Annotated in this window: 21 protein-coding genes; 12 read left to right on the top strand and 9 right to left on the bottom strand. The window is 65.0% G+C overall.

Annotated features, from left to right (window positions below; translation table 11 throughout):
* Positions 1–5: 5 nt before the first annotated feature.
* Genes GEM_RS16210 through GEM_RS16200 form a run of 3 tightly spaced genes read left to right on the top strand, consistent with a single transcriptional unit; the run spans position 6 to position 2,827 of the window.
* Positions 6–1,160: a DUF2827 domain-containing protein gene (locus GEM_RS16210; RefSeq protein ID WP_014898439.1), complete on the top strand. Its 1,155-nt coding sequence runs from the start codon at positions 6–8 to the stop codon at positions 1,158–1,160.
* A 25-nt stretch (positions 1,161–1,185) separates the two neighbouring features.
* Complete coding sequence (locus GEM_RS16205; protein WP_014898438.1) at positions 1,186–1,662, top strand: DUF4019 domain-containing protein; 477 nt, start codon at positions 1,186–1,188, stop codon at positions 1,660–1,662.
* Between the two features lie 28 nt (positions 1,663–1,690).
* Positions 1,691–2,827, top strand: a complete 1,137-nt coding sequence (locus GEM_RS16200; RefSeq protein WP_014898437.1) for a DUF2827 family protein — start codon at positions 1,691–1,693, stop codon at positions 2,825–2,827.
* A gap of 311 nt (positions 2,828–3,138) precedes the next feature.
* Here the strand turns inward: GEM_RS16200 and GEM_RS16195 are convergent, their stop codons facing one another.
* From GEM_RS16195 to GEM_RS16165, 7 genes are all read right to left on the bottom strand, one after another.
* Positions 3,139–3,579, bottom strand: a complete 441-nt coding sequence (locus tag GEM_RS16195; protein ID WP_014898436.1) for a hypothetical protein — start codon at positions 3,577–3,579, stop codon at positions 3,139–3,141.
* A 61-nt stretch (positions 3,580–3,640) separates the two neighbouring features.
* Complete coding sequence (locus GEM_RS16190) at positions 3,641–4,444, bottom strand: EAL domain-containing protein (protein ID WP_014898435.1); 804 nt, start codon at positions 4,442–4,444, stop codon at positions 3,641–3,643.
* Between the two features lie 727 nt (positions 4,445–5,171).
* Positions 5,172–6,314 carry a DUF2827 domain-containing protein gene (locus tag GEM_RS16185; protein ID WP_014898434.1) on the bottom strand — a complete coding sequence of 381 codons (1,143 nt, stop codon included), beginning with the start codon at positions 6,312–6,314 and terminating at the stop codon, positions 5,172–5,174.
* 208 nt (positions 6,315–6,522) lie between these two features.
* Positions 6,523–8,523 (bottom strand): acetyl-CoA carboxylase biotin carboxylase subunit, encoded by a 2,001-nt coding sequence (locus tag GEM_RS16180; RefSeq protein WP_014898433.1) that lies wholly within the window; start codon positions 8,521–8,523, stop codon positions 6,523–6,525.
* A 36-nt stretch (positions 8,524–8,559) separates the two neighbouring features.
* Positions 8,560–9,345: an enoyl-CoA hydratase/isomerase family protein gene (locus GEM_RS16175; protein WP_014898432.1), complete on the bottom strand. Its 786-nt coding sequence runs from the start codon at positions 9,343–9,345 to the stop codon at positions 8,560–8,562.
* A 19-nt stretch (positions 9,346–9,364) separates the two neighbouring features.
* On the bottom strand, positions 9,365–10,972 hold the full coding sequence (locus GEM_RS16170) for a carboxyl transferase domain-containing protein (RefSeq protein WP_014898431.1): 1,608 nt from the start codon (positions 10,970–10,972) through the stop codon (positions 9,365–9,367).
* Positions 10,973–11,003: 31 nt separating this feature from the next.
* Positions 11,004–12,185 (bottom strand): isovaleryl-CoA dehydrogenase, encoded by a 1,182-nt coding sequence (locus GEM_RS16165; RefSeq protein ID WP_014898430.1) that lies wholly within the window; start codon positions 12,183–12,185, stop codon positions 11,004–11,006.
* Positions 12,186–12,356: 171 nt separating this feature from the next.
* Here GEM_RS16165 and GEM_RS16160 point away from each other — a divergent pair, with 171 nt between their 5' ends.
* Positions 12,357–13,103, top strand: coding sequence for a TetR/AcrR family transcriptional regulator (locus GEM_RS16160; protein WP_014898429.1), 747 nt, complete (start codon positions 12,357–12,359; stop codon positions 13,101–13,103).
* Between the two features lie 68 nt (positions 13,104–13,171).
* Here the strand turns inward: GEM_RS16160 and GEM_RS16155 are convergent, their stop codons facing one another.
* Positions 13,172–13,660, bottom strand: coding sequence for a MarR family winged helix-turn-helix transcriptional regulator (locus tag GEM_RS16155; protein WP_041490889.1), 489 nt, complete (start codon positions 13,658–13,660; stop codon positions 13,172–13,174).
* Between the two features lie 198 nt (positions 13,661–13,858).
* On the opposite strand from GEM_RS16155, the gene GEM_RS16150 reads away from it, so the two are divergent.
* The 5 genes from GEM_RS16150 to GEM_RS16130 all read left to right on the top strand — a co-directional run bounded on the left by GEM_RS16150 (position 13,859) and on the right by GEM_RS16130 (position 19,705).
* Positions 13,859–14,938, top strand: coding sequence for an aromatic ring-hydroxylating oxygenase subunit alpha (locus GEM_RS16150; RefSeq protein ID WP_041490888.1), 1,080 nt, complete (start codon positions 13,859–13,861; stop codon positions 14,936–14,938).
* Positions 14,935–15,900 carry a PDR/VanB family oxidoreductase gene (locus GEM_RS16145; RefSeq protein ID WP_014898426.1) on the top strand — a complete coding sequence of 322 codons (966 nt, stop codon included), beginning with the start codon at positions 14,935–14,937 and terminating at the stop codon, positions 15,898–15,900. The genes GEM_RS16150 and GEM_RS16145 overlap by 4 nt, the downstream gene beginning before the upstream one ends.
* 48 nt (positions 15,901–15,948) lie before the next feature.
* Positions 15,949–17,010, top strand: a complete 1,062-nt coding sequence (locus tag GEM_RS16140; RefSeq protein WP_014898425.1) for an aromatic ring-hydroxylating dioxygenase subunit alpha — start codon at positions 15,949–15,951, stop codon at positions 17,008–17,010.
* A gap of 154 nt (positions 17,011–17,164) precedes the next feature.
* Entirely contained in the window at positions 17,165–18,508 is a 1,344-nt protein-coding gene (locus GEM_RS16135) for an MFS transporter (RefSeq protein WP_014898424.1), read from the top strand.
* A gap of 102 nt (positions 18,509–18,610) precedes the next feature.
* The gene (locus GEM_RS16130; protein WP_014898423.1) at positions 18,611–19,705 is read left to right on the top strand and encodes a porin; all 1,095 of its coding nucleotides are present in this window, start codon (positions 18,611–18,613) and stop codon (positions 19,703–19,705) included.
* Between the two features lie 22 nt (positions 19,706–19,727).
* On the opposite strand, the gene GEM_RS16125 is transcribed toward GEM_RS16130, so the two are convergent.
* Positions 19,728–20,174 (bottom strand): hypothetical protein, encoded by a 447-nt coding sequence (locus GEM_RS16125; RefSeq protein WP_014898422.1) that lies wholly within the window; start codon positions 20,172–20,174, stop codon positions 19,728–19,730.
* Between the two features lie 534 nt (positions 20,175–20,708).
* Between GEM_RS16125 and GEM_RS31300 the strand changes: the two genes are divergently transcribed.
* The 3 genes from GEM_RS31300 (at position 20,709) to GEM_RS16120 (ending at position 24,788) form a co-directional block, all read left to right on the top strand.
* Positions 20,709–21,404 (top strand): phospholipase A2, encoded by a 696-nt coding sequence (locus GEM_RS31300; protein ID WP_014898421.1) that lies wholly within the window; start codon positions 20,709–20,711, stop codon positions 21,402–21,404.
* Between the two features lie 9 nt (positions 21,405–21,413).
* Complete coding sequence (locus GEM_RS30110; RefSeq protein ID WP_014898420.1) at positions 21,414–22,268, top strand: hypothetical protein; 855 nt, start codon at positions 21,414–21,416, stop codon at positions 22,266–22,268.
* A 351-nt stretch (positions 22,269–22,619) separates the two neighbouring features.
* Positions 22,620–24,788, top strand: a complete 2,169-nt coding sequence (locus GEM_RS16120) for a TonB-dependent siderophore receptor (protein ID WP_014898419.1) — start codon at positions 22,620–22,622, stop codon at positions 24,786–24,788.
* The last annotated feature ends 22 nt before the right edge of the window (positions 24,789–24,810 follow it).

Genomic DNA, 24,810 nt, shown 5'->3' with positions numbered 1-24,810 from the left:
TACGCATGTCGGACTCCAATGCCCGTCAAGCGCCCGGCGACGGCAAGCGTCTCGTCGTCGGCGTGTCGCTGTACGTACGCGGCACCGGCCAGTCGCTGTGGGAAAACGGGATCTTCCAGAACTGCCTGCTGCTGATCCTGCTGCTGCGCCAGTCGCCGCTCGTCGCGGAAGCCGTGATGGTGAACGGCGGCGAACAGATCGCCGATCCGCAGATGATGCTCGGCGAATGGGACGTGCCGCTGCTGTCGATGGACGAAGCGCTGCAGCGCTGCGACGTGCTGATCGAAATGAGCGCGCAGTTCGGCGCGGACTACCTGCGCGCGTTCCGCGACCGCGGCGGCAAGGTCGTTACGATGCGGGTCGGCAACGACTACGTGATCGACATCGAACGCGCGATGTTCAACAAGCCGTCGGGCTTCCTGTTCTCGGGCGCGCCGTACGACGCGGTGTGGACGATTCCGGAATTCGAGCGCTCGTGCCTGCACTATTACGAGACGGGCCTGCGCGCGCCGGTGACGATCGTCCCGCACATCTGGCACCCGATGCTGTTCGACAAGGCCCGCGCGACGCTCGGCGCCGGCTTGTCGTTCGGCTATCGGCCCGGCAAGCCGCGCTGGCGCGTGACGATGTTCGAGCCGAACATCTGCATGGTGAAGACCAGCATCATCCCGATGCTGGTGACCGAGGAGGCCTATCGCGCGAAGCCCGGGTTCATCGAATTCGTGCGCGTGTGCAACACGCTGCACCTGAAGGAACACGCGACGTTCGTCCACTTCGCGAAGAGCCTCGACATCGTGAACCACGGGATCACGACGTTCGAAAGCCGCTACGCCGTCTACGAGTTCATGGCGGCCTACGGCGACGCGGTGGTGTCGCACACATGGGAAAACGCGCAGAACTACCTGTACTACGAACTGCTGTACGGCGACTATCCGCTGATCCACAACTCGCCGTTCCTCGGCAAGGCCGGGTATTTCTATCCGGACTTCGACTGCCAGGCCGGCGGCCGCGCGCTGCTGCAAGCGTTCGACCAGCACGACGCGAACCTCGATGCGTACCGCGCGCAATCGAAGCATGTGCTCGACTCGGTCAGCATCTACAACCCCGACAACGTCGCCGCGTATTCCAACGCGATCGCGTCACTGTATCGCGACGCATGACGCGCCGCCCTCCCCGGACTCCGACATGAACGCACTGCTGAATCCCTCCCGGGCGAAATCGCTGAAATGGCTGATCGGCTGCACCATTGCGTCGCTGGCGATCGGTGCGCACGCGCAATCCGGCGACGAGTCGGCGGACACGCTGCTGCGCGACGCCGACGCGGTGTTCAAGCAACTCGACGCCGGCCAGTACGGCGCGGTATGGGCCGATTCCGCCGCGTTCGTGAAGGTGCGTATCAAGCCGGACCAGTTCGCATCGGACATGCAGCGCGCACGCCAGTCGGTCGGCACGGTCAGCCATCGCGGCTGGGCGCAGATCACGCGCATTCGCTACCAGAACGCATCGGCGATGCCCGACGGCCTTTACGCGAACCTCGACTACGCGACGACGCTGACGAGCGGTGCGACCGTGTACGAAAAGCTGAGCTTCCGCCTCGACGACGACGGCCGCTGGCACCTGACCGGCTACGTGCCGCGCCAGTCGCAGAACTACGCGCCGTAAGCCGCGCACCACCTGCCCGGAGCCGCCGATGAAAATCAATGTCGCGATTACGATGAACGTGCAGCGCGACGCGACGCAGTCGATCTGGTACAACGGCGCGAACCAGCATTGCGTGTACCTGTACATGCTGCTGAAAAGCTCGCCGCTGATCGGCGAGGTGTGGCTCGCGCACGACGACGGCATCACCGACTACCCGCAGGCGCTGATGATGGACGCGTTCGGCGACGCGCTGCGGCCGCTGTCGGCGATCGTCCACCAGACCGACCTGCTGATCGAGATGAACGCGTTCATCGACCCGTCGCACACGGACGCCGTGCGCCGGCGTGGCGGCAAGTGCGTGTCGTACCGCTTCGGCAACGACTACGTGATCGCGGTCGAGACGATCACCTTCGAGAAGAACAACTGGCGGCCGAACCCGAACCGCGTGCAGTTCGACGAGATCTGGACCAACCCGCAGCACATGCACACGTGCGCGGCCTACTTCCAGGCCGTCTATCGCGCGCCGGTGATCGAGCTGCCGCACATCTGGTCGCCGTACTTCATCGAACGCAGCCTCGACGCCGATCCCGAGCTGAAGGCGCGCTTCGGCTACCGCAATCACAGCCCCGCCAAGCGCATCGCGTTCTTCGAGCCGAACCTGAACGTCGTGAAGAGCTCGATCGTGCCGATGCTCGCTGTGAATGCGTGCTACGTCGAACACCCGGAACTCGTCGAGCACGTGTACATGACCAACACGTTCGACAAGAAGGAAAACGTCGCCTTCAAGCACCTCGCGCTCGGGCTCGAGATGGTGCGCGACGGCAAGGCGACGGCCGACGTGCGCGCGCCGTTCGTCGCGTGGGCCGCGCATCACACCGACATCGTCGTGTCGCACCACTGGGAAAACGGCCTGAACTATCTGCTGTACGACGCGCTGTACGGCAACTACCCGCTCGTGCACAACTCGCCGTTCCTGCGCGACGTCGGCTATTACTACCCTGACTTCGAGATCTTCGATGCGGCGCGCGCGATCGCGACCGCCGCGCAGACGCACGACGCACGGCTCGACGATTACGCGGCCGCGGCCCGCCGCTGCCTGCAGCAGGTCGACACGCTCGCCGAGCACAACATCCGTACGTATTCCGAACAGATCCGACACCTGTTCGCGGACCGCCTGCTCGGCTGACTTCCTTCGCATACGCCGTCCAGGAACCCGGCCGTTCGCCACTTCGTCGAGATCGACTCGATCCACGGCCCGTTCGTCATTAACCGGCTCTACGCGCGGCAGGCCGGGGCGCTGATCAAGACGGGCTGGCGCATATCCAGGGCGAGTTCGACGCGATCCTTGCCGGTGATCGTGCGGTCGACTGCACGCTGACGTGCGTGCTCGGCGGTTCCGGCAAGGATTGTCGATTACGTTGCCGGACGTCGAAGCCCGTTATCTGCGTGACACGGGCATGACTCGGGCATGACTCGGACGTGACGCGCGAACCCGCGCTAAGCCGGCACGCGATGGCCGCGCCGCGCGGCAAACACACGGCCATGTCGCCGGCCGATGCGCGCGAGCGTCGCGAAACAGCGGGCCGCCGCATGGCTGACACCGCCGGCCTGCCGCGCCAGGCTGCCCGCTACGCCGCGCGCGATCGCCGAATCGTCGCCGCAAGCGCCTGCGAACACACCGGCGTAATAGTGCCGCGCCGCGCGCTCGCGGCCGTCGGCATCGAGCGGATTCATCCGGTGAATATGCTGCTCGACGGCCTTGAGGCCGTCGAGATACGGCGCGACGTCGACCGGCGCCTCGGTTGCTTCGATTGCTTCGATTGCTTCGGCACCGAGCTGGCACAGCATGTCGGCAAGCTCGGCGAGCGCGACGAGCGCGCGCGCATCGGCCGCCTGCGTGTCGGTTCCGTGCCCGGCCTTCCCCTTCGTCGCCGCCATGCCCGCCCCCTTTGCGATCCGTCGTTACCCGATACCTGCGCGCAACGCACGCGCCGCGGCATCATGCGGCGGCCGGCGACCGCCACGAAAAGCGGATGCCCTGCGCCCACGCGACGCCGGAATCCACAATGATCTGCCGGTCGATCTCGCTCTCCACGCCCTCGACGACGACGTGCCGCGCGCTTTCGTGCGCGAACGCGATCAGCCGGCGAAACTGGTAGCGCCCGATCGCGTTGCGCTTGATCAGCGACAGGACCGACCTGTCGAGCTTCACGATATCGGGGTTGCCGACCACCAGGCTGTTCAGCGCGCTGAAGCCAACGCCGAAATCGTCGATCGCGACACGGCACCCGGCCTGGCGGAGCCGATTCACGAACGACCGCCCCGCGACGGGGTTCAGCGGCCCCGTCTCGGTAATCTCGACGACCAGCCGCGCGGCGACCGACGGCTCGCGCTCTAGCCGCCGGAAGATTGCGAGCCACGCGTCGTCGACAACCGCGCTCGCCGCCGCCACGTTGCAGCCGTACACCGCCTTCGGATCGGCGCGCAGCTCGTCGATCGTCCGGCCGACCACAAGCCGGTCGAACCAGCGCATCAGCCCGAGCGACTCGAGGCGCGGCAGGAACGCAAGCGGCAGCAATGCATCGTCCGATCCCCAGCGCAACCGCGCGAGGCATTCGTGATACAGCACGCCGCCCGACAGGTCGGCCCGGCATACCGGCTCGCGCGCAAACCCGAGCCGGCTTTCAACGAAACTGCGTACCGACGCAAGGTCGGGGTGATCGTCGCGGGCGCCGAACACGAGATCGATCTCGTCCCGATTCGCTACCCTGTTCGCCTCCAGGCGAGGTTCGACCGCATCCATCCGGCGCTCCGGCAAATGTCGGGCCGCCGACGACGGCCCGCGCTCACGATACATGCGGAGCGAGCCGACCACGACACGCTCCACCGCTTACCCGGCCCATCCTCTTGTTTCGATCTTTTCCGGGAGCGTACTTTTCATTTCGGCGCGCCGTCAAATCCGATATTGTCAACGATATTCAAACACGGAAAATACACCACACACGCATCACGAAATCGGTGCGACAGGTTACACAAAACCGCCGACGAATTTCAATCTGCGTCATCTTCCGGCCTTCCCGGAACACTTTGGCGCAAATCGATTTACCGCGACGCGTGTTTCAAAAATCGGGTGCCCGCCATTTTATATGATGAATTGGCGCCCATGAAACCATGCCCGCAACCGCTGCCGGACCCCGTCGATACGACCTGCGGATCACAGCGCCAGCCGGCGCCATCGGCCATTCGATCATCACGGCACTCAATTTTCCCGTTTCAAACGATATTGCGAATACTTGAAACACAATCGATCAATATCAAATCCAAAATATCGAGCTGAATTATATGACATTTATCGATTACAAGATGTTTAACAATCTTTCCAGCTTGTTAACCTCTAAAATGATTTTCGACGGACTTCCCTCGGAGCCGTCAATTTCGTGCCTTCAAAACCGTCGAATCTCCCCGGCTCGACGGTTTCTTTTTTGCGGCAGCAATTCTTCAGACATTAACCCGGGACAACCCGGATGGCATCACGCGGCCGTCGCACCGACCAGGTTCGCGAGCAACGTGTCGTATTCGGCGACGAGCGCGGGGTTCGCGGACGTATAGCGGCCGAGGATCTCGCGCTGGCGCCGCGTGTACCCTTCCCAGTCGTCGTCGTGCGTGTGCAGCACGTGCAGCAGCGCATCCGCGCCCTTCTGCACGTCGTTGTCCGGATAGTAGTAGCCGAGATCGGGCGCGAGGCTCGCGTTGTGCACGAGCGGATAGCCCTGCCAGCACACGTCGAAATAGAAGTAGTTGAGCGGATTCGACCATTGATGGGACACGACGACGTCGGTCAGGTCTGCCAGGAACAGCGGCGTGTCGAAGCGCCCGACGAAGCTCGCCTTGCCCGCGCGCACGATGTCCAGGTAGTTCATCAGCATCACGAATTCGGGGCTGTCGTGCGCGAGGCGATCGGCGTTCGTCACGTGCGTGAAGCAGATCGCATCGGGATCGCGCCGATACGCTTCGTCGATGATCAGCATCGGGTACACGCAGAACTTCACGACGTTGTGGTTCGGCTCCATCACCGTGAGCCGCTTGCCCGGCTCGCTGCGCGGCCGGTATTCGCCGTGCTCGGGCAGCGATTGCGCGCGCGCGGTCAGGAACATCGGATCCCACACGAACGGCACGACACGCCCCGGGCAGCGGCGCAGCGACTGCAGGAACGGTAGCGACGACGGCGCGATCTGCGGAATCGCCCACACCTCGTCGTAGCCGCGGTTGATGAACAGCGAATCCCACAGCCGGCGGCCGAACAGCATCGCTTCCATCGCGTTGATGTACTCGACGCCGCAGCAATAGCTGACGATCTTCACGCCGCGCGCCTTCAGGTAGGCCGTCTGCGCGCCGTCGATCTGCCCGCCGAGCTCGATCACGACGTCGAGCGCATCCTTCATGTCGGCGAACGCGCGCGTGTCGTACACGTTGCGATCCCACGGCAGCGTATCGGTGAGCGGCACGTCGGTCGTGTTGACCAGCGTCACGCGGTAGCCGTGCGGCGACGCCATCAGCAGCTTCGCGAGGAACAGCGCATTCTGCTTGATGCCGTTGATCCACAGGCTTTCGTCGGGAGTGCGCAGTCCGATCGTGATACCGATGCGCAGGCCGTTCAGGACAGGAGACGTCATCGTCGGCGGGGTGGGGGATTGAATGGACGCAGTGTAGCGCGCGGCACGCGGCCACGCGCGCCATCCGCCAGTCTAACGGACCGCCGGCCGTCAGACTGTCATGCATCGTCATACGCGCCGACGACGGCGCACGACGACGGCCAGATGCGACAAGGCCGGCGTCGCGTCGCGAGACGCTACGCCGGCCCGTGCGCGGCGAACACCCGGCTTAGCCTTCCGCCATCATCAGCAGCTGCGCGCCATCCGCGACCTGGTCGCCGACGCCGTACAGCACTTCCGCGACCACGCCCGCGCCCGGCGCGCCGATCGTGTGCTCCATCTTCATCGCTTCCATCACGATCAGCGGCGTGCCGGCTTCGACCTTCTGGCCCGGCTCGACCAGCACCGCGATCACCTTGCCCGGCATCGGCGCGGTCAGGCGGCCGCCGCCGTGCTCGGCATCGCCCGCGTGCGCGAGCACGTTGCGCCATTCAAACGTCTCGGCGACACCCTGCGTGAACACGTGGAAGCTGTCGCCGTCCGCGTACACGCGGCCGCTGCTGCGCACGCCGCCGAGCGTCACGTCGAAGTCGAGCGGCGTCGCGCCGCGCGACCACGCGAACGGCTGCGCGGCTGCGTCGCCGGTGGCGATGCGCGTGCCGCCGCCGTCGTCCTCGTAGGCAACCGTCACGTCCGCTTCGCGTTCGGGCGCATGCCATTCGAGCGTGCGGCGATAGCCGCCGTTCAGCCGCCAGTCCGGCAGCGCCCGCCACGGCGATGCGCCTTCCCGTGCGGCCGCATCGCGTTCGCCGGCGAGCAGCGCCGCGCAGGCCAGCGCGAGCGTCGCACGCGGCGGCTGTTGCGGCGCGAACAGCGCATCGTGGTTGCGCTCGATCAGGCCGGTGTCGAGATCGGCGATCGCGAACGGTTCGCACGCAACGATCCGCTGCAGGAACGCGGCGTTCGTGTGCAGGCCGACCACCTCGCACGCGCGCAGCGCGCGCAGCATCCGGCCGAGCGCTTCCGCGCGATCCGCGCCATGCACGATCAGCTTCGCGATCATCGGATCGTAGAACGGCGTGATCGCGTCGCCTTCGCGCACGCCGCTGTCGACGCGCACCGGCGCGCCGATGTCGAACTCGACACCGTCCGGCAGCCGCAGGTGCTTCAGCGTGCCGGTGGACGGCAGGAAGCCGCGCGCCGGATTCTCCGCATAGAGACGCGCCTCGATCGCGTGGCCCTGCACGCGCAGCGCGTCCTGCTTCAGCGGCAGCGGCTCGCCCGCTGCGACACGCAACTGCCATTCGACGAGGTCGAGCCCCGTGACCATCTCGGTGACCGGATGCTCGACCTGCAGGCGCGTGTTCATTTCCATGAAATAGAACGCTTCGCCCGTCATGATGAATTCGACGGTGCCCGCGCCGACGTAGCCGACCGCGCGCGCGGCCGCGACGGCCGCTTCGCCCATCGCGCGGCGCACGTCGTCGTGCAGGCCCGGCGCAGGCGCTTCCTCGAGCACCTTCTGGTGACGGCGCTGCACCGAGCAGTCGCGGTCGAACAGGTAGACGGTATTGCCGTGCGTGTCGCCGAACACCTGCACCTCGACGTGACGCGGGCGCGTCAGGTATTTCTCGATCAGCACGCGGTCGTTGCCGAAACTGCTCGCGGCCTCGCGCTGGCACGACGCGAGCGCCGCCGGGAAATCGTCGGAGCGCTCGACCACGCGCATCCCCTTGCCGCCGCCGCCCGCGCTCGCCTTCAGCAACACCGGGTAGCCGATCTCGTCGGCTTCGCGATGCAGGTTGGCCGCGTCCTGGTCGTCGCCGTGATAGCCCGGCACGAGCGGCACCGCGGCCGCGTGCATCAGCGCCTTCGCAGCCGCCTTCGAGCCCATCGCCGCGATCGCGTCGACCGGCGGCCCGATGAACGCGATGCCAGCCGCTTCGCAGGCGTGCGCGAAATCCTCGTTCTCCGACAGGAAGCCGTAGCCCGGGTGAATGGCCTGCGCGCCGGTCGCGCGCGCGGCCTCGATGATGCGCTCGATGCGCAGGTAGCTGTCCGCGGCCGCCGAGCCGCCGATATGCACGGCTTCGTCGCACGCGGCGACATGCTTGGCGTTCGCGTCCGCGTCGGAATAGACGGCGACGCTCGCGATCCCGAGACGTTTGCACGTCGCGGCGACGCGGCAGGCGATTTCGCCGCGGTTGGCGATCAGAATCTTGTCGAACATGGCTTCGGTGTCGTCCGGAAAGTGTGGGTCACGCGTTCATTCACGCCACGACGGCGTGCGTTTCTCGAGGAAGGACGCGATCCCTTCGCGCGCTTCCGCGCCGGCGCGGGTCCGCGCGATCCAGTCGGCGGTCTGCTCGATCAGCGTCGCATCGAGCGGCCGGCCGGCCACGTCGGCGACGAGCCGCTTGCACGCCTGCACCGCGTCGGGGCCGTTCGCGACGAGCGTCGCGGCCAGCTTCGCAACCGTTTCGTCGAGTGCGTCGGCCGGCACCGCGTCATGGATGAAGCCGAGCGACGCGGCGCGCGCGCTGTCGAACACCTCGGCCGTCGTGAAGTAGCGGCGCGCCGCGCGCTCGCCCATCGCGCGCACGACGTACGGCGCGATCGTCGCGGGAATCAGCCCGAGCCGCGCTTCGGACAGGCAGAACTTCACGCCATCGGCGGCGATCGCGATGTCCGCCGCCGCGACGAGGCCCACGCCGCCCGCATACGCGTCGCCGTGCACGCGCGCGATCACCGGCTTGCCGCAGCGATGGATCGCCTCGAGCATGCGCGCGAGCTTGCGCGCATCGGCGCGGTTCTCGTCGTCCGAGTAACCGGCCATCTTCTTCATCCAGTTCAGGTCCGCGCCCGCGCAGAACGCCGCGCCTTCCGCCGCGAGCACGATCGCGCGCACGCCTGCGTGTGCATCGAGCCACTCGAACGCGGTGGTCAGCTCGGCGATCGTCGTCTCGTTGAACGCATTGCGCACGTCGGGCCGCGCGAGCGTGACGGTCGCCACGCGGCCGGCTTCGCTTACCTTGATCGTTTCGTATCGCATCGGTCAGTCCTCCCGGGCGTTACATGCGGAACACGCCGAAGCGTGTGTCGTCGATCGGCGCGTTCATCGACGCGGCGAGGCCGAGGCCGAGCACGTCGCGCGTCTGCGCGGGGTCGATCACGCCGTCGTCCCACAGCCGCGCGCTCGCGTAGTACGGATGCCCCTGGCGCTCGTACTGGTCGCGGATCGGCTGCTTGAATGCATCTTCCTCGTCGGCCGACCAGGTGCCGCCCTTCGCCTCGATGCCGTCGCGGCGCACCGTCGCGAGCACCGACGCGGCCTGCTCGCCGCCCATCACCGAGATCCGCGCGTTCGGCCACATCCACAGGAAGCGTGCCCCGAACGCGCGGCCGCACATCCCGTAGTTGCCGGCGCCGAACGAGCCGCCGATGATCACCGTGAACTTCGGCACCTTCGCGTTCGACACGGCCGTCACCATCTTCGCGCCATGGCGCGCGATGCCTTCGTTCTCGTACTTGCGGCCGACCATGAAGCCCGTGATGTTCTGCAGGAACACGAGCGGAATCTTGCGCTGGCAGCACAGCTCGATGAAATGCGCGCCCTTCACGGCGGATTCGGAAAACAGGATGCCGTTGTTCGCGATGATCCCGACCGGATGGCCCCAGATGTGCGCGAAGCCCGTGACGAGCGTCGTGCCGAAGCGCGCCTTGAATTCGTCGAACTCGGAGTCGTCGACGATGCGCGCGATCACCTCGCGCACGTCGAACGGCTTGCGCGTATCGACCGGAATCGCGCCGTACAGGCCCTTCGGGTCGTAACGCGGCGGCTTCGGTTCGCGCAGCGCCACCGGCGACGCGATCTTCGGCGCGAGATGATCGACGATGTTGCGCGCGATCGACAGCGCATGCGCGTCGTTCTGCGCGAGATGATCGACAACCCCCGACAGTCGCGTGTGCACGTCGCCGCCGCCGAGATCCTCGGCGCTCACTTCCTCGCCGGTCGCGGCCTTCACGAGCGGCGGGCCGCCGAGGAAAATCGTGCCCTGGTTCTTCACGATGATCGACTCGTCGCTCATCGCCGGCACATACGCGCCGCCCGCCGTGCACGAACCCATCACGACTGCGATCTGCGCGATCCCCGCGGCCGACATGGTCGCCTGGTTGAAGAAGATGCGGCCGAAGTGGTCACGATCGGGAAACACTTCGTCCTGGTTCGGCAGGTTCGCGCCGCCCGAATCGACGAGATACACGCACGGCAGCCGGTTTTCCGCGGCGATTTCCTGCGCGCGCAGGTGCTTCTTCACGGTCACCGGGTAGTAGGTGCCGCCCTTGACCGTCGCGTCGTTGCACACGATCATGCACTCGCGGCCCGCGATGCGGCCGATCCCGGTGATCACGCCCGCGCCCGGCGCGTCGTCGTTGTACATGCCGTTCGCCGCGAGCTGCGACAGCTCGAGGAACGGCGCGCCGGGATCGAGCAATTGCGCGATCCGGTCGCGCGGCAGCAGCTTGCCGCGCGACAGGTGCTTGTCGCGCGCGGCCTGGCCGCCGCCTTGCGCGAGTTGTTCAATCTTCGCGCGCAGGTCGGCGACGACCGCCTCCAGCGCCGCGGCGTTCGCGCGGAATTCTTCCGAACGCGGGTTCAGTTTCGATTCGATGATCGGCATCGACGGGGCTCCGTTCGCGTGACGTGGGGCGTTACATCGTTTCCGCGAACAGCTCGCGGCCGATCAGCATCCGGCGGATCTCGCTCGTGCCGGCGCCGATCTCGTACAGCTTCGCATCGCGCCACAGACGGCCGACCGGATATTCGTTGATGTAGCCGTTGCCGCCGAGGATCTGGATCGCCTCGCCGGCCATCCACGTCGCCTTCTCGGCCGTGTAGAGAATCACGCCCGCGCAGTCCTTGCGCACCTGGCGAATATGGTCGCTGCCCGCCGAGTCGAGATGGCGGCCGACTGCGTACAGGTATGCGCGGCACGCCTGGAACGTGGTGTACATGTCGGCGATCTTGCCCTGGATCAGCTGGAATTCGCCGATCGACTGGCCGAACTGCTTGCGGTCGTGGATATACGGAACCACCGCGTCGAGACACGCGGCCATGATGCCCGTCGGGCCGCCCGACAACACCGCGCGTTCGTAGTCGAGGCCGCTCATCAGTACCTTCACGCCGCCGTTGAGCTGGCCGAGGATGTTCTCTTCCGGCACCTCGACGTCCTGGAACACGAGCTCGCCGGTGTGCGACCCGCGCATGCCGAGCTTGTCGAGCTTCTGCGCGACCGAGAAGCCCTTCATCCCCTTCTCGACGATGAACGCGGTGATGCCGCGCGCGTTGGCTTCGACGTCCGTCTTCGCGTAGACGACGAGCGTGTCGCAATCGGGGCCGTTGGTGATCCACATCTTCGTGCCGTTCAGCACGTAGCGATCGCCGCGCTTGTCCGCGCGCAGCTTCATGCTGACGACGTCGGAGCCCGCGTTCGGCTCGCTCATCGCGAGCGCGCCGATGTGTTCGCCCGACACCAGCTTCGGCAGGTATTTCTGCTTCTGGGCCTCGGTGCCGTTGCGGTGGATCTGGTTCACGCACAGGTTCGAGTGCGCGCCGTACGACAGGCCGATCGACGCCGATGCGCGCGAAATCTCCTCCATCGCGACCATGTGCGCGGTGTAGCCCATGTTCGCGCCGCCGTACTCCTCGGCGACCGTCATCCCGAGCACGCCGAGATCGCCGAACTTCTTCCACAGGTCCATCGGAAACTGGTCGGTGCGGTCGACCTCCGCCGCGCGCGGCGTGATTTCCTTCGCCGCAAACGTCGCGACGGCGTCGCGCAGCATCTCGATGTCTTCACCGAGCATGAATTGCACACCGGGCAGGTTGATCATGTCTCCTCCGTCTCCAGAAAGTGGGTCGCATGCACCGATTTCTGAGTTTCGCTCAAATCGGATCAATGCGTCGATTCATTAAGCCAATACAGCGGAAATTTTGCACAGTTTCGCGCCTCGTCGGGCTTGGCGTCAATAGTTTTTTGAGTGACACTCAGATATCATTGCAACATGACAGCCGCTACCGCCGACACCATGACCGCCACCGTCAAAGCCGACCGCGCCGACACCTCGCGCGCACCCGCCGGGCGCAAATCCCAGCAGCGCGTGCAGGACATCCTGCGCGCCGGTCGTGACGTGTTCGCCGAAAAGGGGTACGAGCATGCGACGGCCGCCGAGATCGCGCAGCGCGTCGGCGTGTCGGAGGCGACGGTGTTCAGTTACTTCCGTGGCAAGCGCGAGCTGTGCGCACGCGTGATCGCCGACTGGTATGACGAAATCATCGCCGCGTTCGAGCTCGGGATGCCGCAGGAGGCATCGGTGCAACAGCAGTTCGCGTTCATCGTGCGCACGCACCTGCGGCTGATGCTGGTGAACGGCACGGGGCTGTGCGCGCTGGTGCTGTCGGAGGGGCGTGCGAAGCAGCATGCGCTGAGCGACGAGCTTACCGCGCTGCAGCGCCGCTACACGGCGCCGCTGATGGACGTGCTCGCACGCGGCCAGGCGGCCGGGCAGGTGCGCAACGACATGCCACTGAGCCTGCTGCGCTCGATGGTGTTCGGGCCGATCGAGCACGTGCTGTGGGATGCGATCCTCGGGCACCGCAAGCTCGATACGGAAACGACGGCCACGCAGCTGATCGACATGCTGTGGGCCGCCGTGCAGCCGCCCGCGCCGGAGCAGGCGGCGCTGGTGCGCTTCAGGAACGAAGTGGCGGAAGCGGTGCGGCGGCTGGAAGGGGAAGCGTCACGCCCGTGACGCAGCCAGCGGCGCGAAGCGCCTGCCGCGTTGCCGCACCGCCTCCGCCATCGCAGGGGATTCAGTCGCTACGATTCCTCGCCGACCCGCAGCGGCGCGCGGCTCTGCTCGTTGTTCAAATGGACGAACTTGCGCAACAGGCGCACCAGTTCCCGCGAGTCGTCCTCTCCCATGCCGTCGAACAGGCCGGCACGCAACTCCTTCACCGACGGAATCAGGTGCGTGAGCAGTTCGACGCCCGCCGGCGTCAGCAGCAGGCGCCGCTGACGCCGCGGCAGCACTTCGCGGACGATCAATCCTTTCGCCTCGAGCCGGACCGCGAGGTCCGCGGTCGTCGACGTGTCGAGCGCCACTCGCTGCGCAAGCGTCACCTGATCGAGCCCCGGGCACTCGTAGAGCATCCGCAGGACCGCGTACTGCACCGGCGTCACGTCCCGGCCCAGCTTCTCGTAGAACATCGCGACCGCGATCTGGTGCGCGCGCCGGATCAGGTGCCCGGGTTCGTCGTACAGGTCGAGCGGGAAAGCGGGCGCGTCGGCGGGATTCGTTTTTTCCATGAATGAGTCGATGACGTAGGCGGCGCACGCCGTTGCGTGCGCCGACGGCATGGCGCTGCCTCGCGCCAGTTCCCGGGAAAACCAGTATACCGCTCGGCTTGCTCCAGCCAATTTCAATGAGTACACTGAATCTCATTCAGTACACGGAATGACGAGTTGCCGCGTACCGGCGGCACCGCCCTGAAGGAGACGAACAACGTGTTTCTCAAGAACGCTTGGTATGTGGCGTGCACGCCCGATGAAATCGACGGCAAGCCGCTGGGCCGCAAGATCTGCAACGAATCGATGGTGTTCTACCGCGCGGCGGACGGCCAGGTCGCCGCGCTCGAGGATTTCTGCCCGCACCGCGGCGCGCCGCTGTCGCTGGGGTTCGTGCGCGACGGCGTGCTCGTGTGCGGCTATCACGGGCTGGAAATGGGCTGCAACGGCAAGGCGGCCGGCATGCCGGGCCAGCGCGTCGGCGGCTTCCCGCCGATTCGCAGCTTTCCGGTGGTCGAGCGGTACGGATTCGTCTGGGTCTGGCCGGGCGACGCGTCCGAAGCCGATCCCGCCAGGCTGCCCGCACTGCAGTGGGCTGAAGATCCGGCCTGGGCGCACGGCGGCGGCCTGTATCACATCCGCTGCGACTACCGGCTGATGATCGACAACCTGATGGACCTCACGCACGAGACCTATGTGCATGCGACGAGCATCGGCCAGAAGGAAATCGACGAAGCGCCGCCGAAGACGACCGGCAACGGCGACGAAGTCGTCACGAGCCGCTTCATGGAGAACGTGATGCCGCCGCCGTTCTGGCGGATGGCGCTGCGCGGCAACGGGCTGGCCGACGACGTGCCGGTCGACCGCTGGCAGATCTGCCGCTTCACGCCGCCGAGCCACGTGATGATCGAAGTGGGTGTCGCGCATGCCGGCCACGGTGGCTACGACGCGCCGGCCGAGCTGAAGGCGTCGTCGATCGTGGTCGACTTCATCACGCCCGAGACCGACACCTCGATCTGGTACTTCTGGGGGATGGCGCGCAACTTCCGGCCCGACGATCACGCGCTGACCGCCGAGATCCGCGAAGGCCAGGGCAAGATCTTCGCCGAAGACCTCGAGATGCTCGAGCGCCAGCAGCTCAACCTCGAGCAGTGGCCGGACCGCAAGCTGCTCAAGCTCAACATCGACGCCGGCGGCGTGCTGTCGCGCAAGGTGATCGAGCGGCTGCTCGCCGACGAAAACGCGGCAAGCCCGCAGCGGCCCGTGATTCCGGTCGCGCAAGTCAAGGAGGCGTCATGAGCACCGCGACGCTGACGGTCCGCGTGGCCCGCAAGTGGCAGGAAGCGCGTGATATCTGCGGCTTCGAATTCGTCAGCGACGACGGTTCGCCGTTGCCGCGCTTCGACGCCGGCGCGCATATCGACGTGCATTTGCCGGGCGGGCTCGTGCGCCAGTACTCGCTGTGCAACCACCCTGAGCACGGCGATCGCTACCAGATCGCAGTGCTGCGCGATGCCGAGGGCCGCGGCGGGTCGCGCGCGATTCACGACGAAGTCCGGCAAGGCGACTCCGTGCGGATCGGCATGCCGCGCAATCAGTTCCCGCTCGCGCCCGACGCCCCGCACCACCTGCTGCTCGCGGGCGGGATCGGCGTCACGCCGATCCTCAGCATGGCGGAACGATTGTTCTCGTCCGGCATGCCCTTCGACATGCACTACTGCGCGCGTTCGACCGATCGCATGGCCTTCGTCGAGCGGATCAACACAGCCGGATTTCATGACCGCGCCCGCTTCCACGTCGACGACGGCGACCCCGCGCAACGCTTCGACCTGGCCTCGGTGCTCGCCACGGCGCCCGACGGCACGCACCTGTACGTATGCGGCCCGCGCGGCTTCATGGACGCGGTACTGAGCGCCGCGCGAGCGCGCGGCTGGGCTGAAGCGCGACTGCACTACGAGTTCTTCGGCGGCGCGGTCGAATCGTCTGCGACCGATCGCGCGTTCCAGGTCCGGATCGCGAGCAGCGGCAAGGTGATCGACGTGCCGGCCGAATGCACGGTCATCGCGGCGCTGGCGGCTAACGGCGTCGACGTGCTGACGTCGTGCGAGCAAGGCGTATGCGGTACCTGCGTGACGCGCGTGCTCGAAGGCGAGCCCGATCATCGCGATTCGTATCTGACGGAAGCGGAACACGCAGCCGGCGACCAGTTCATGCCGTGCTGTTCGCGATCGCGAACCGACCTGCTGGTACTCGATCTGTAGACGGACCGCCCGACACGCGGCGGCCAACCCCAATACTGGAGACGATCAATGGAGCATCATGCCCGGCCATCAATCAATACCGCTAAATTCCCGGTCGACCGATGGTGGGTCGCCGCGCTGTCGTCCGAACTGACGGACAAACCCGTCGCCCGCACGCTGCTCGGCCGTCCGGTCGTCCTGTTCCGGTTGCCGTCCGGGGAAGTCGGCGCGCTGGAGGATCGCTGCTGCCACAAGTCGCTGCCGCTGTCGTGCGGCTCGCTCGAAGCGCGCGGCCTGCGCTGCGGCTATCACGGGCTGCTGTTCGACCGCGGCGGCACGTGCGTGGAGATTCCCGGGCAGGACCGGATTCCGGCGAAGGCGTGCGTGTCGTCGTATCCGGTGCAGGAACAGGACGCGATCGTGTGGATCTGGATCGGCACCGACGCGCACGCCCAACCGACCTGCGCGCCGCCGCGCTATGCGTTCCACACGGATCCGCAATATCGGTTCGGCGGCGGCAACTACCATTACGACGCGCCGTATCAGCTGATTCACGACAACCTGATGGACCTGAGCCACCTCGGTTATGTCCATCTGAAAACGATCGGCGGCAACGCCTCGCTGCACATGGGCGCGGAAACCCGCGTCAGCAGCGACGGCGACACGGTGACGCTGGTCCGCCGGATGCCGGATTCCGACCCGCCACCGACCTACACCGCCGCATGGCCGTTCGCGGGCCGCGTCGATCGCTGGCAGGAAATCGAATTCCACGTGTCGCACATCCGGATCTGGACCGGCGCGATCGACGCCGGCACCGGCGACCTGCACGATCCGGCACGCGGCGGCTTTCACATGCGCGGCTTCCACGGCATCACGCCCGAGACGGACACCACGACACACTACTTCTGGACCGTCGCGACCAATCCGCAACATGACGTTGAACGTGTCGCCCAAACGGTCATCGAGCAATCCGCCGCGACGTTCGACGAAGACAAGACCGTGATCGAAGCGCAATACCGGAATCAGCTGCGGTTCCCGGACGGCGGCCAGATCGACATTCATGTCGACGCGGGCCCCAATCGCGCACGGCGCGTGATCGAGCGGCTGCTGCCGCAACCCGAACCCGCGTAACCCGCGCGCCGGCGCGCGAACGACGCCTGCCGGGCACGGTAGGTGTTCCCTGGGTGCGCGTGCGCCCCCGCGATCGCTTTCGTTCCGTTCGCTACCGCCGGCTTCGATTCCAGCCTATTTGATTAGTCATACTATTTTATTGAGGATCTTTGACGTGAGCGTAAATATCCGCAATACCATCGACGCATCCCCGATGAGCGCGTTCCAGACGATGGCCGTCACCGCCTGCGTCGTGCTGAACATGCTCGACGGCTTCGACGTGCTGGCCATCGCGTTTGCCGCGCCGCACCTGGCGGCCGAGTGGAAACTGAGCGGCAAGGAGATCGGCCTGCTGCTGAGCGCCGGGCTGGCCGGCATGGGCATCGGCTCGGTGCTGATCGCGCCGCTGGCCGACCGGATCGGCCGCCGCCGCATCATCCTGCTCTGCCTCGCCGTGATCTCGACCGGGATGCTCGCCTGCGCGGCCACGCACAGCACGCTGCAACTCGCGGTCGCACGTGCCTATACGGGGCTCGGCATCGGCGGCATGCTCGCGAGCCTGACCGTCATCAGCGGCGAATACGCGTCGAACAAATGGCGCAGCGCCGCGATTGGCATGCAGTCGACCGGTTACGCGATCGGCGCCACCGTCGGCGGCGTCATTGCGGGTTACCTGCTGTCGACGTGGGGATGGCGCAGCGTGTTCGCGTTCGGCGGCATCCTGACCTTGCTGTCGATCCCGATGGTGCTCGCGCTGCTGCCGGAATCGCTCGACTTCCTGCTGGCACGGCGTCCGGACAATGCGCTGCAGAACATCAACCGCATCCTCGCGAGAATGAAGCGCGCGCCGATCGACGCACTGCCGGCCACGACAGCGTCCATCGACACGGCGAGCCCCGCGTCGGGCTGGACGGCCGTGCTGCGCGCACCGCTCGCACGCCGCACGATCGCGCTGTGGGTTGCGTTCTTTCTCGTGATGGGTAGCTTCTACTTCGTCGTGAGCTGGACGCCGAAGCTGCTGGTCCAGGCCGGACTGTCGGCATCGCAGGGCGTGACCGGCGGCGTCCTGCTCAACCTCGGCGGCATTGCGGGCGCATCGCTCTTCAGCCTGCTGTCGACCCGGTTCGGCCTGCGCAACCTGCTCGGCGCGACGCTGCTGCTCGGCGGCGCGCTGATGGTCGTGTTCGGCGCGAACACCGGCTCGCTCGGCATCGGGATGACCGTCGCGGTGTTCCTCGGCGCCGTGATCAATGCGTGCGTGGCCGGCATGTATGCGCTGTCGCCAACGCCGTACCCCGCCGAAATCCGCACGACCGGTATCGGCCTCGCGGTCGGCATCGGCCGCCTCGGCGCAATCCTGTCGCCGATGACGGTCGGCGCGCTGCTGGACGACGGCTGGTCCGTATCGCACCTCTACCTCGCGTTCCTCGTGCCGATGGCCGGCGCGGCGATCGCCGTCGCCGTGGCGGGCACGCGTGCCGCAGCACCGCGCAGGCAACGCGACCCGGCGATGTCGTAACACGCGACGTCCGCCGTCTTGCCGATACCCGTCGGCATCCCGGATACGTCCGGGTCACCAAAAAAATCGATAAGCATATCTACATACTGTTTGGAGACAGCCATGAAAACGAAACTGGGCGTCGCACTCGCGACGGCGATGGCGCTGGCCGGACCGGCCTGCGCACAAAGCAGCGTCACGCTGTACGGGATCATCGACACCGGCGTGTCCTACTACAACAACGCCGCGCACGGCGGATCGTTCACGGGCATGCCGACGCTGACCGGCGAGGTGCCGTCACGCTGGGGGCTGAGAGGCACCGAGGATCTCGGCGGCGGCTATCAGGCCTTCTTCGTGCTCGAGAACGGCTTCCAGCCCGGCACCGGCGCGCTGAACTACGGCGGGCGCCTGTTCGGGCGACAGGCGAACGTCGGCGTGAACAGTCCGTTCGGCGCGCTGACCCTCGGCCGCCAGATGAACATGTCGATGATCGTGCTGACCAACGCCGACGTGATCGGCCCGTCGATTCACTCCATGGCGGATTTCGACTCCTATCTGCCGAACGCGCGCAGCGACAACGCGATCGGCTACAAGGGTACGTTCCACGGCGTGACGCTCGGCGCCACCTACAGCTTCGGCCGCGACGCGGCCGGGCCGGCGGGCCCGTCGGCGACCGGCTGCGCCGGACAGGTGCCCGGCGACTTCGTCGCTTGCCGCCAATACACGGCGATGCTCGCGTACGACGCGAGCAATTTCGGGCTCGCCGCGTCGCACGACGTGATGCGCGGCGGCGGCGGCGCACTCGCGCCGCTGAACAACCCGGCGTACACCGACACGCGCGATATCGTCGCCGGCTACGTGAAGATCGGCCCCGCGAAACTGGGCGCCGGGTGGATCCGCCGCAACCTCGCGGCGGCCGAACACCTGCAGGCCGACATCATATTCGCCGGCGGGACGTACTACGCGACGCCCTACCTCGCGCTCGATCTTCAGGGCGTCCGCTACCTGCAACGCCGTGAAAACAGCGAAGGCGGCACGAATGCCACGCTGCTCGTCGGACGCGCGAACTATTTCCTGTCGAAGCGGACGACCGTCTATACGTCGGTGGGCTACATGTTCAACAGCACGCTGGCCGCAAACGCTGTCGCCGCCGGCGGAACGGTCGGTACCGGGATGAACCAGCTCGGCGTGATGGCCGGCATCCAGCAGAAGTTCTGAACGCCGGACGCCCGCGCGCCGGTCAGTTGGCGAGACGGCAGTGCGCCAGCTTCAGGCCCGGCAACACGGGCGCATCGATATAGCCTTCGTTCACGCAGCTGAAGCGGAAAGCCGCCGACGTGACGAACGGCTTGATCTCGCCGCCGGGGAATTTCGGCTTCAGCGCATCCTGGTCGGCCACGTCGAAATGCGTATCGAACTGCTCGCCGTCGGCCGTCAGCGCGCCGAAGTACGTGCCGCCCGGGTCGCTGCCCATCCGGATCACGGCGCCGGCGAACACGAGGCGCTTGCCGTCGTATTTCGTCTTCGCGGCGGCCATGTCCTGCGTATAGGCCTCGATCACGGCGCCGTAATGCGCGTCGATCACGGGTTCGGCGTCCGAAGCCGCGCGTGCGGCCTGGTGAATGCCAGCCAGTAGCGTGCAAGCCGCAAGCGCGGCCGCCGCGAACGGCGCGGAAATCTTCTTCAAGGGTGGTCTCCCGTCTAGCGTGGTGGTTGAAGTGATTGAAGCCCGGCCCAACGCCGGATGAATTCGCTTCCGTTGCTTTAATCGTTCGAATGACGGAATACGGCTGCGATCACTTCATCACCCGCATGGTCGTGCGCGGTGCGTGGCGCCGCGCGGAACGCGACGTGACAGGAAGATGACATGGTGCGGCCCCCGGCTCTCTCATTGGATTTCACTGCGTCTGATTTTGGCCGCTACGGTAGCAGACGGTCGGCGGCCCGGCAACCGAGGCCGGGCGCTGCCGGGTACACCATTACAATTGCAAATGCTTCTCATTACATATACCATGCACATCCTGGTTGCGGCGTAGCGCCGTTTCCTGCGACACGATCCGTGGAGCGGTTAACACAAGTCATCGACGAAGCAAGAGCAGATGACGGCAGCAAACCAAACCGGAGACAACACCGACACTTCAAAAAAACAATTGAATTTTCTGTTCACATACGCTGATTTTATTTTTTCCTAAATTCGCAATTTTTATTACAAAGGATTAAAATGAAAAAGGTTGTAAAGACAGCTATTTTCAAGACGTTGATTTTCAGCAATATCGCGAACGCACAGGAAGTTCTTCCGACAATTCACATTAACGCTCCGTCACCACGATGGAATGCCTATGCCTCTGATTTTGTAGGCGACATTGGACCGCCTGCAAAAGGACCATCGGTTTTCGGCGTCGCATTTATGCCGGTTAGCCCCCGACTACAATGTGAATTCACGAAAGCTTTGAGATCCAACCTGAAGAACTGCAACTTCCTAAATCCCCCGAATATCGGAGAGTTCCGACTTGACAATAAAGTCGGAAAGCGTGAGCCGTTTACAAAGGCAGTTGATTTCAGACCAAATCGCGGCGCCCTGCAAAATGGCTGCGGCCCTGCAAATGGCTGGTTGAAGCACGTTATCCCCAATGCACCATTCGGCCACGACTTCACAAGCGCATGCAACAACCACGATGTGTGTTACGGCAGCAGGATCAACAAAGGAAACTGCGACGATCTTTTTGAAAGAGATATGATGGCCATTTGCGGGGGTTCCGGAATTTGCCAAACTACGGCACGAGGATACGCAGACGCCGTTCGAAAATTCGGCGACGATCCATATCAGGAAGCCGTGGATCAATGGTATTGTGCACTTTTTGGTTATATGCGCAATACAGTCGGCCAGTTTTACGGCGCCAGCTTGTGCATCTATTGAGGCTCGACTATGAAATACACATGGAAATTTTTCGGCCTATGCACATTGGCGATACTTGGTTATTTCGCTTATCGGATCAATACGGAAGTGGCGCCGACTCAGGAGACCACGCAGGCGCCGGCACCCGACAAAAAACCTACGCAATCCAATGAGGCACTTCATGAAAGCAGTGAAAATCCCGATGAAGTCGCGATTCCAAATAAATATCAATTCATAAAAAAGTCCACGCCAGAAAATTTCAAAACAGAAGAAGAGTTGCGAAATTCGTTCAGCGGATCGGATCGGCTAGTAATGGATGAGTTTTATAGTAAATTCGATCAAGATGCGATAGCTTTCAATAAGCCAGAGCAGTATGACTGGCTTGTAAAAAATGGTTATCCGATGCCGGAAGACGTGGTGGCAGGATATAAAATGAGCATCGACGATCTTGGGAAATTGGTCGATCAAGGCAACATAAAGGCTAGTTATTTCTACCTAATGCGGGAGATATACAAGCAAAATAGCGGCACCCTGCTAGACAAGCTTAATAAAAGCGGCTACGACAGCAAATGGTCCGCAAGATATTCGAATGCCGAGCAGATAGTCATGGCAAGTGGCTCTCCTTTCGTCGGATACATTTTCGCTGCTAGAGCCGCCATTGATGGAAAGAATCCCGAAAGCGTTTATGCGGGATATGCTTTGGCCAGTGTCATGGGTGACCAACGGGCACTGAACGTCTTGGCCAACGCACAAAATGTCGATATGCGTGCGTTTGTTTCATATTTGGGCACAAAAATGGACATGATGCGAATCGCAAACCCAAATGTATTTCTTGGAAAACCTGTCGATTTTCCAGACGTGTACTCGGTTGGCGTTAGACACTAATTTATAGCGTTGCATTGAAGCCCGGTTAGAAGCCGGGCCTTTTCCTTAACAGTGGTGAACACAAATCATCCACAAAACCCGAGCATATGACGACGGTGGCCAGGACGAGCAGAGTCGGGGCCAGGCAGGTGTCCTGCTCTCCCCCGGGCGCTGGCAACATATGACCCCGTCAACGCCGTTTTGGTCGCTGAGGTAGCTGACGAATAACGGCCCGGCCATCATGCCCATATGCGATCAATCATCCCACTACAATTGCAAATGCTTCTCATTACCGATATCATGCGCAACTTGGCCGCAACAAAACGCCGCGGCCCGCGACACGATCCTTAGTACTCCATCCTGCCTAGATTCATGCCATCCCGTCGAACGCCCCGCCGTGCCCGGACCCTGCGTCCGTGGCGCACAAGCCTGCCTGCCCTGATCACCCTGTGCGTCGCGAGCGGCGCGCATGCGGTCAACACCGAAGCCGTCACTCCCGCATCGGCTCCCACGACGCCCGCCGGGCAAGAACTCCCGGCGATCAGCGTCAACGCATCGTCGGCCGTCGACCCGACGGTCGGCTATCAGCCGCGCACCACCCGCATCGCGGGCGGCGACGACCGTTCGCTGAAGGAGATCCCGCAATCGGTCGCCGTGGTCAGCAGCAGCGTGATGCAGGACCAGCAGGCGCGCTCGCTCGACGACGTGCTCGGCAACATCAGCGGCGTCACGCAGACCAACACGCTCGGCGGCACGCGCGACGCGTTCATCAAGCGCGGTTTCGGTTCGAACAACGACGGTTCCGTGCTCGTCGACGGCGTGCGCACACCGGTGCTGCACAGCTATCTCGCGACGATCGACCGCGTCGAAGTGCTGAAGGGCCCGGCTTCGCTGCTGTACGGGATGCAGGATCCGGGCGGCGTGATCAACCTCGTCACGCGCAAGCCGGAAGACACGTTCGGCGGCTCGATCTCCGCGTCGCGCACGAGCCACGGCGGCAGCAGCGCGCAGTTCGATCTCACGGGCCCGCTCGGCAAGCCGGGCCAGGTCGCGGGCGGCACGCTCGCATTCCGGCTCACCGGCGAATACGACACGAGCCGCTACTGGCGCAGCTTCGGCCGCGAACGCAACGCGCTGATCGCACCCGCGCTGTCGTGGCACGACGCGAACACGTCGATCGACGTCAGCTACCAGTACGTCGACTACATGATGCCGTTCGATCGCGGCACCGTGCTCGTGAACGGTCGCCCCGACGACGCGCTGCGCTATCGCCGCTACGAGGAAGCATGGGCGCAAAGCAGCGGGATCCAGGAAACGCTGCGCGCGCGCATCGAGCACCGCTTCTCCGACGCATGGCGCGTGCGCGCGACCTACGGCTGGGGCCGCGACCGCTACGACCAGTACATCACGCGCGCGACCGCCTTCAACAGCACGACCGGCGCGCTGTCACGCTCATCGGACGCGAACCTCGGCCGCAACGATTCCGACCAGATCGCGACGCTCGGCCTGCTCGGCAACGTGACGCTCGCGGGGATGAACCACGCGATCTACATCGGCGGCGAATACGAGCGGCAGCGCAGCTTCCGCGGCGACACGATCCGCGGCACGGCGACCAAGGGCTTCAATCTCTACGATCCCGTCTACGGCCTGCTTGCGCCCGGCGGCACGGTGAGCGCGAAGCAGAGCGATTCGCTTTCGAAGGTCCACACCTATTCGATGATCGTGCAGGACTCGGTGAAGATCACCGACCGGCTCACCGCGGTCGGCGGGCTGCGCTGGGAGGACTGGCAGCAGGAATCGGGGATGGGGCGGCCGTTCGTGTTCGCCGACCGCTCGCACGGCAACGTGTGGCTGCCGCAGTTCGGGCTCGCGTATGCGCTCACGCCGTCGCTGACCGCGTATGCGAACGTGAGCCGTTCGTTCAAGCCGAACGTCGCGTCGAACGTCGCCGCGCCGCTCGCGCCGGAATTCGGCCGCGTGCTGGAAGCCGGCTTGAAGTTCAGCCTGAAGCCCGGGATCACCGGCACGCTCGCGGCCTACCAGATCGACAAGCGCAACGTCGCGGTCACGGTCGGCGACCTCACGTCGACGATCGGTACCGCGCGCTCGCGCGGGATCGAACTCGACGTCGCCGGACAACTGACCCGGCACCTGAGCCTGATCGGCAGCTACGCATACACGAACGCGAACGACCGCGACAGCAACACGCCGCTCGTCAACGTCGCACGCCACACCGGCAGCCTTTTCGCGGTGTACGACACCACGCTCGCGAACCTGCCCGGACGCTGGCGCTTCGGCGGCGGCGCACGGCTCGTCGGCGCGCGGCCCGGCGACACCGCGAACAGCTTCACGCTGCCCGGCTACGTGACCGTCGACGCGTTCGCGGCATACGAAACGACGATCGGCAAGTTCCCGACGCGCTTCCAGCTCAACGTGAAGAACCTGCTCGACAAGACCTATTACCCGTCGAGCAACAGCAACCTGATCGTCGCGGTCGGCGAGCCGCGGCTCGTCACGCTGACGACGACGGTGTCGTTCTGACCGCCATCGTGCGGACGGCCGC

This window comes from Burkholderia cepacia GG4 (assembly GCF_000292915.1).
GTDB lineage: Bacteria > Pseudomonadota > Gammaproteobacteria > Burkholderiales > Burkholderiaceae > Burkholderia > Burkholderia cepacia_D.
This window is presented reverse-complemented; position numbering and strand designations above follow the sequence as displayed.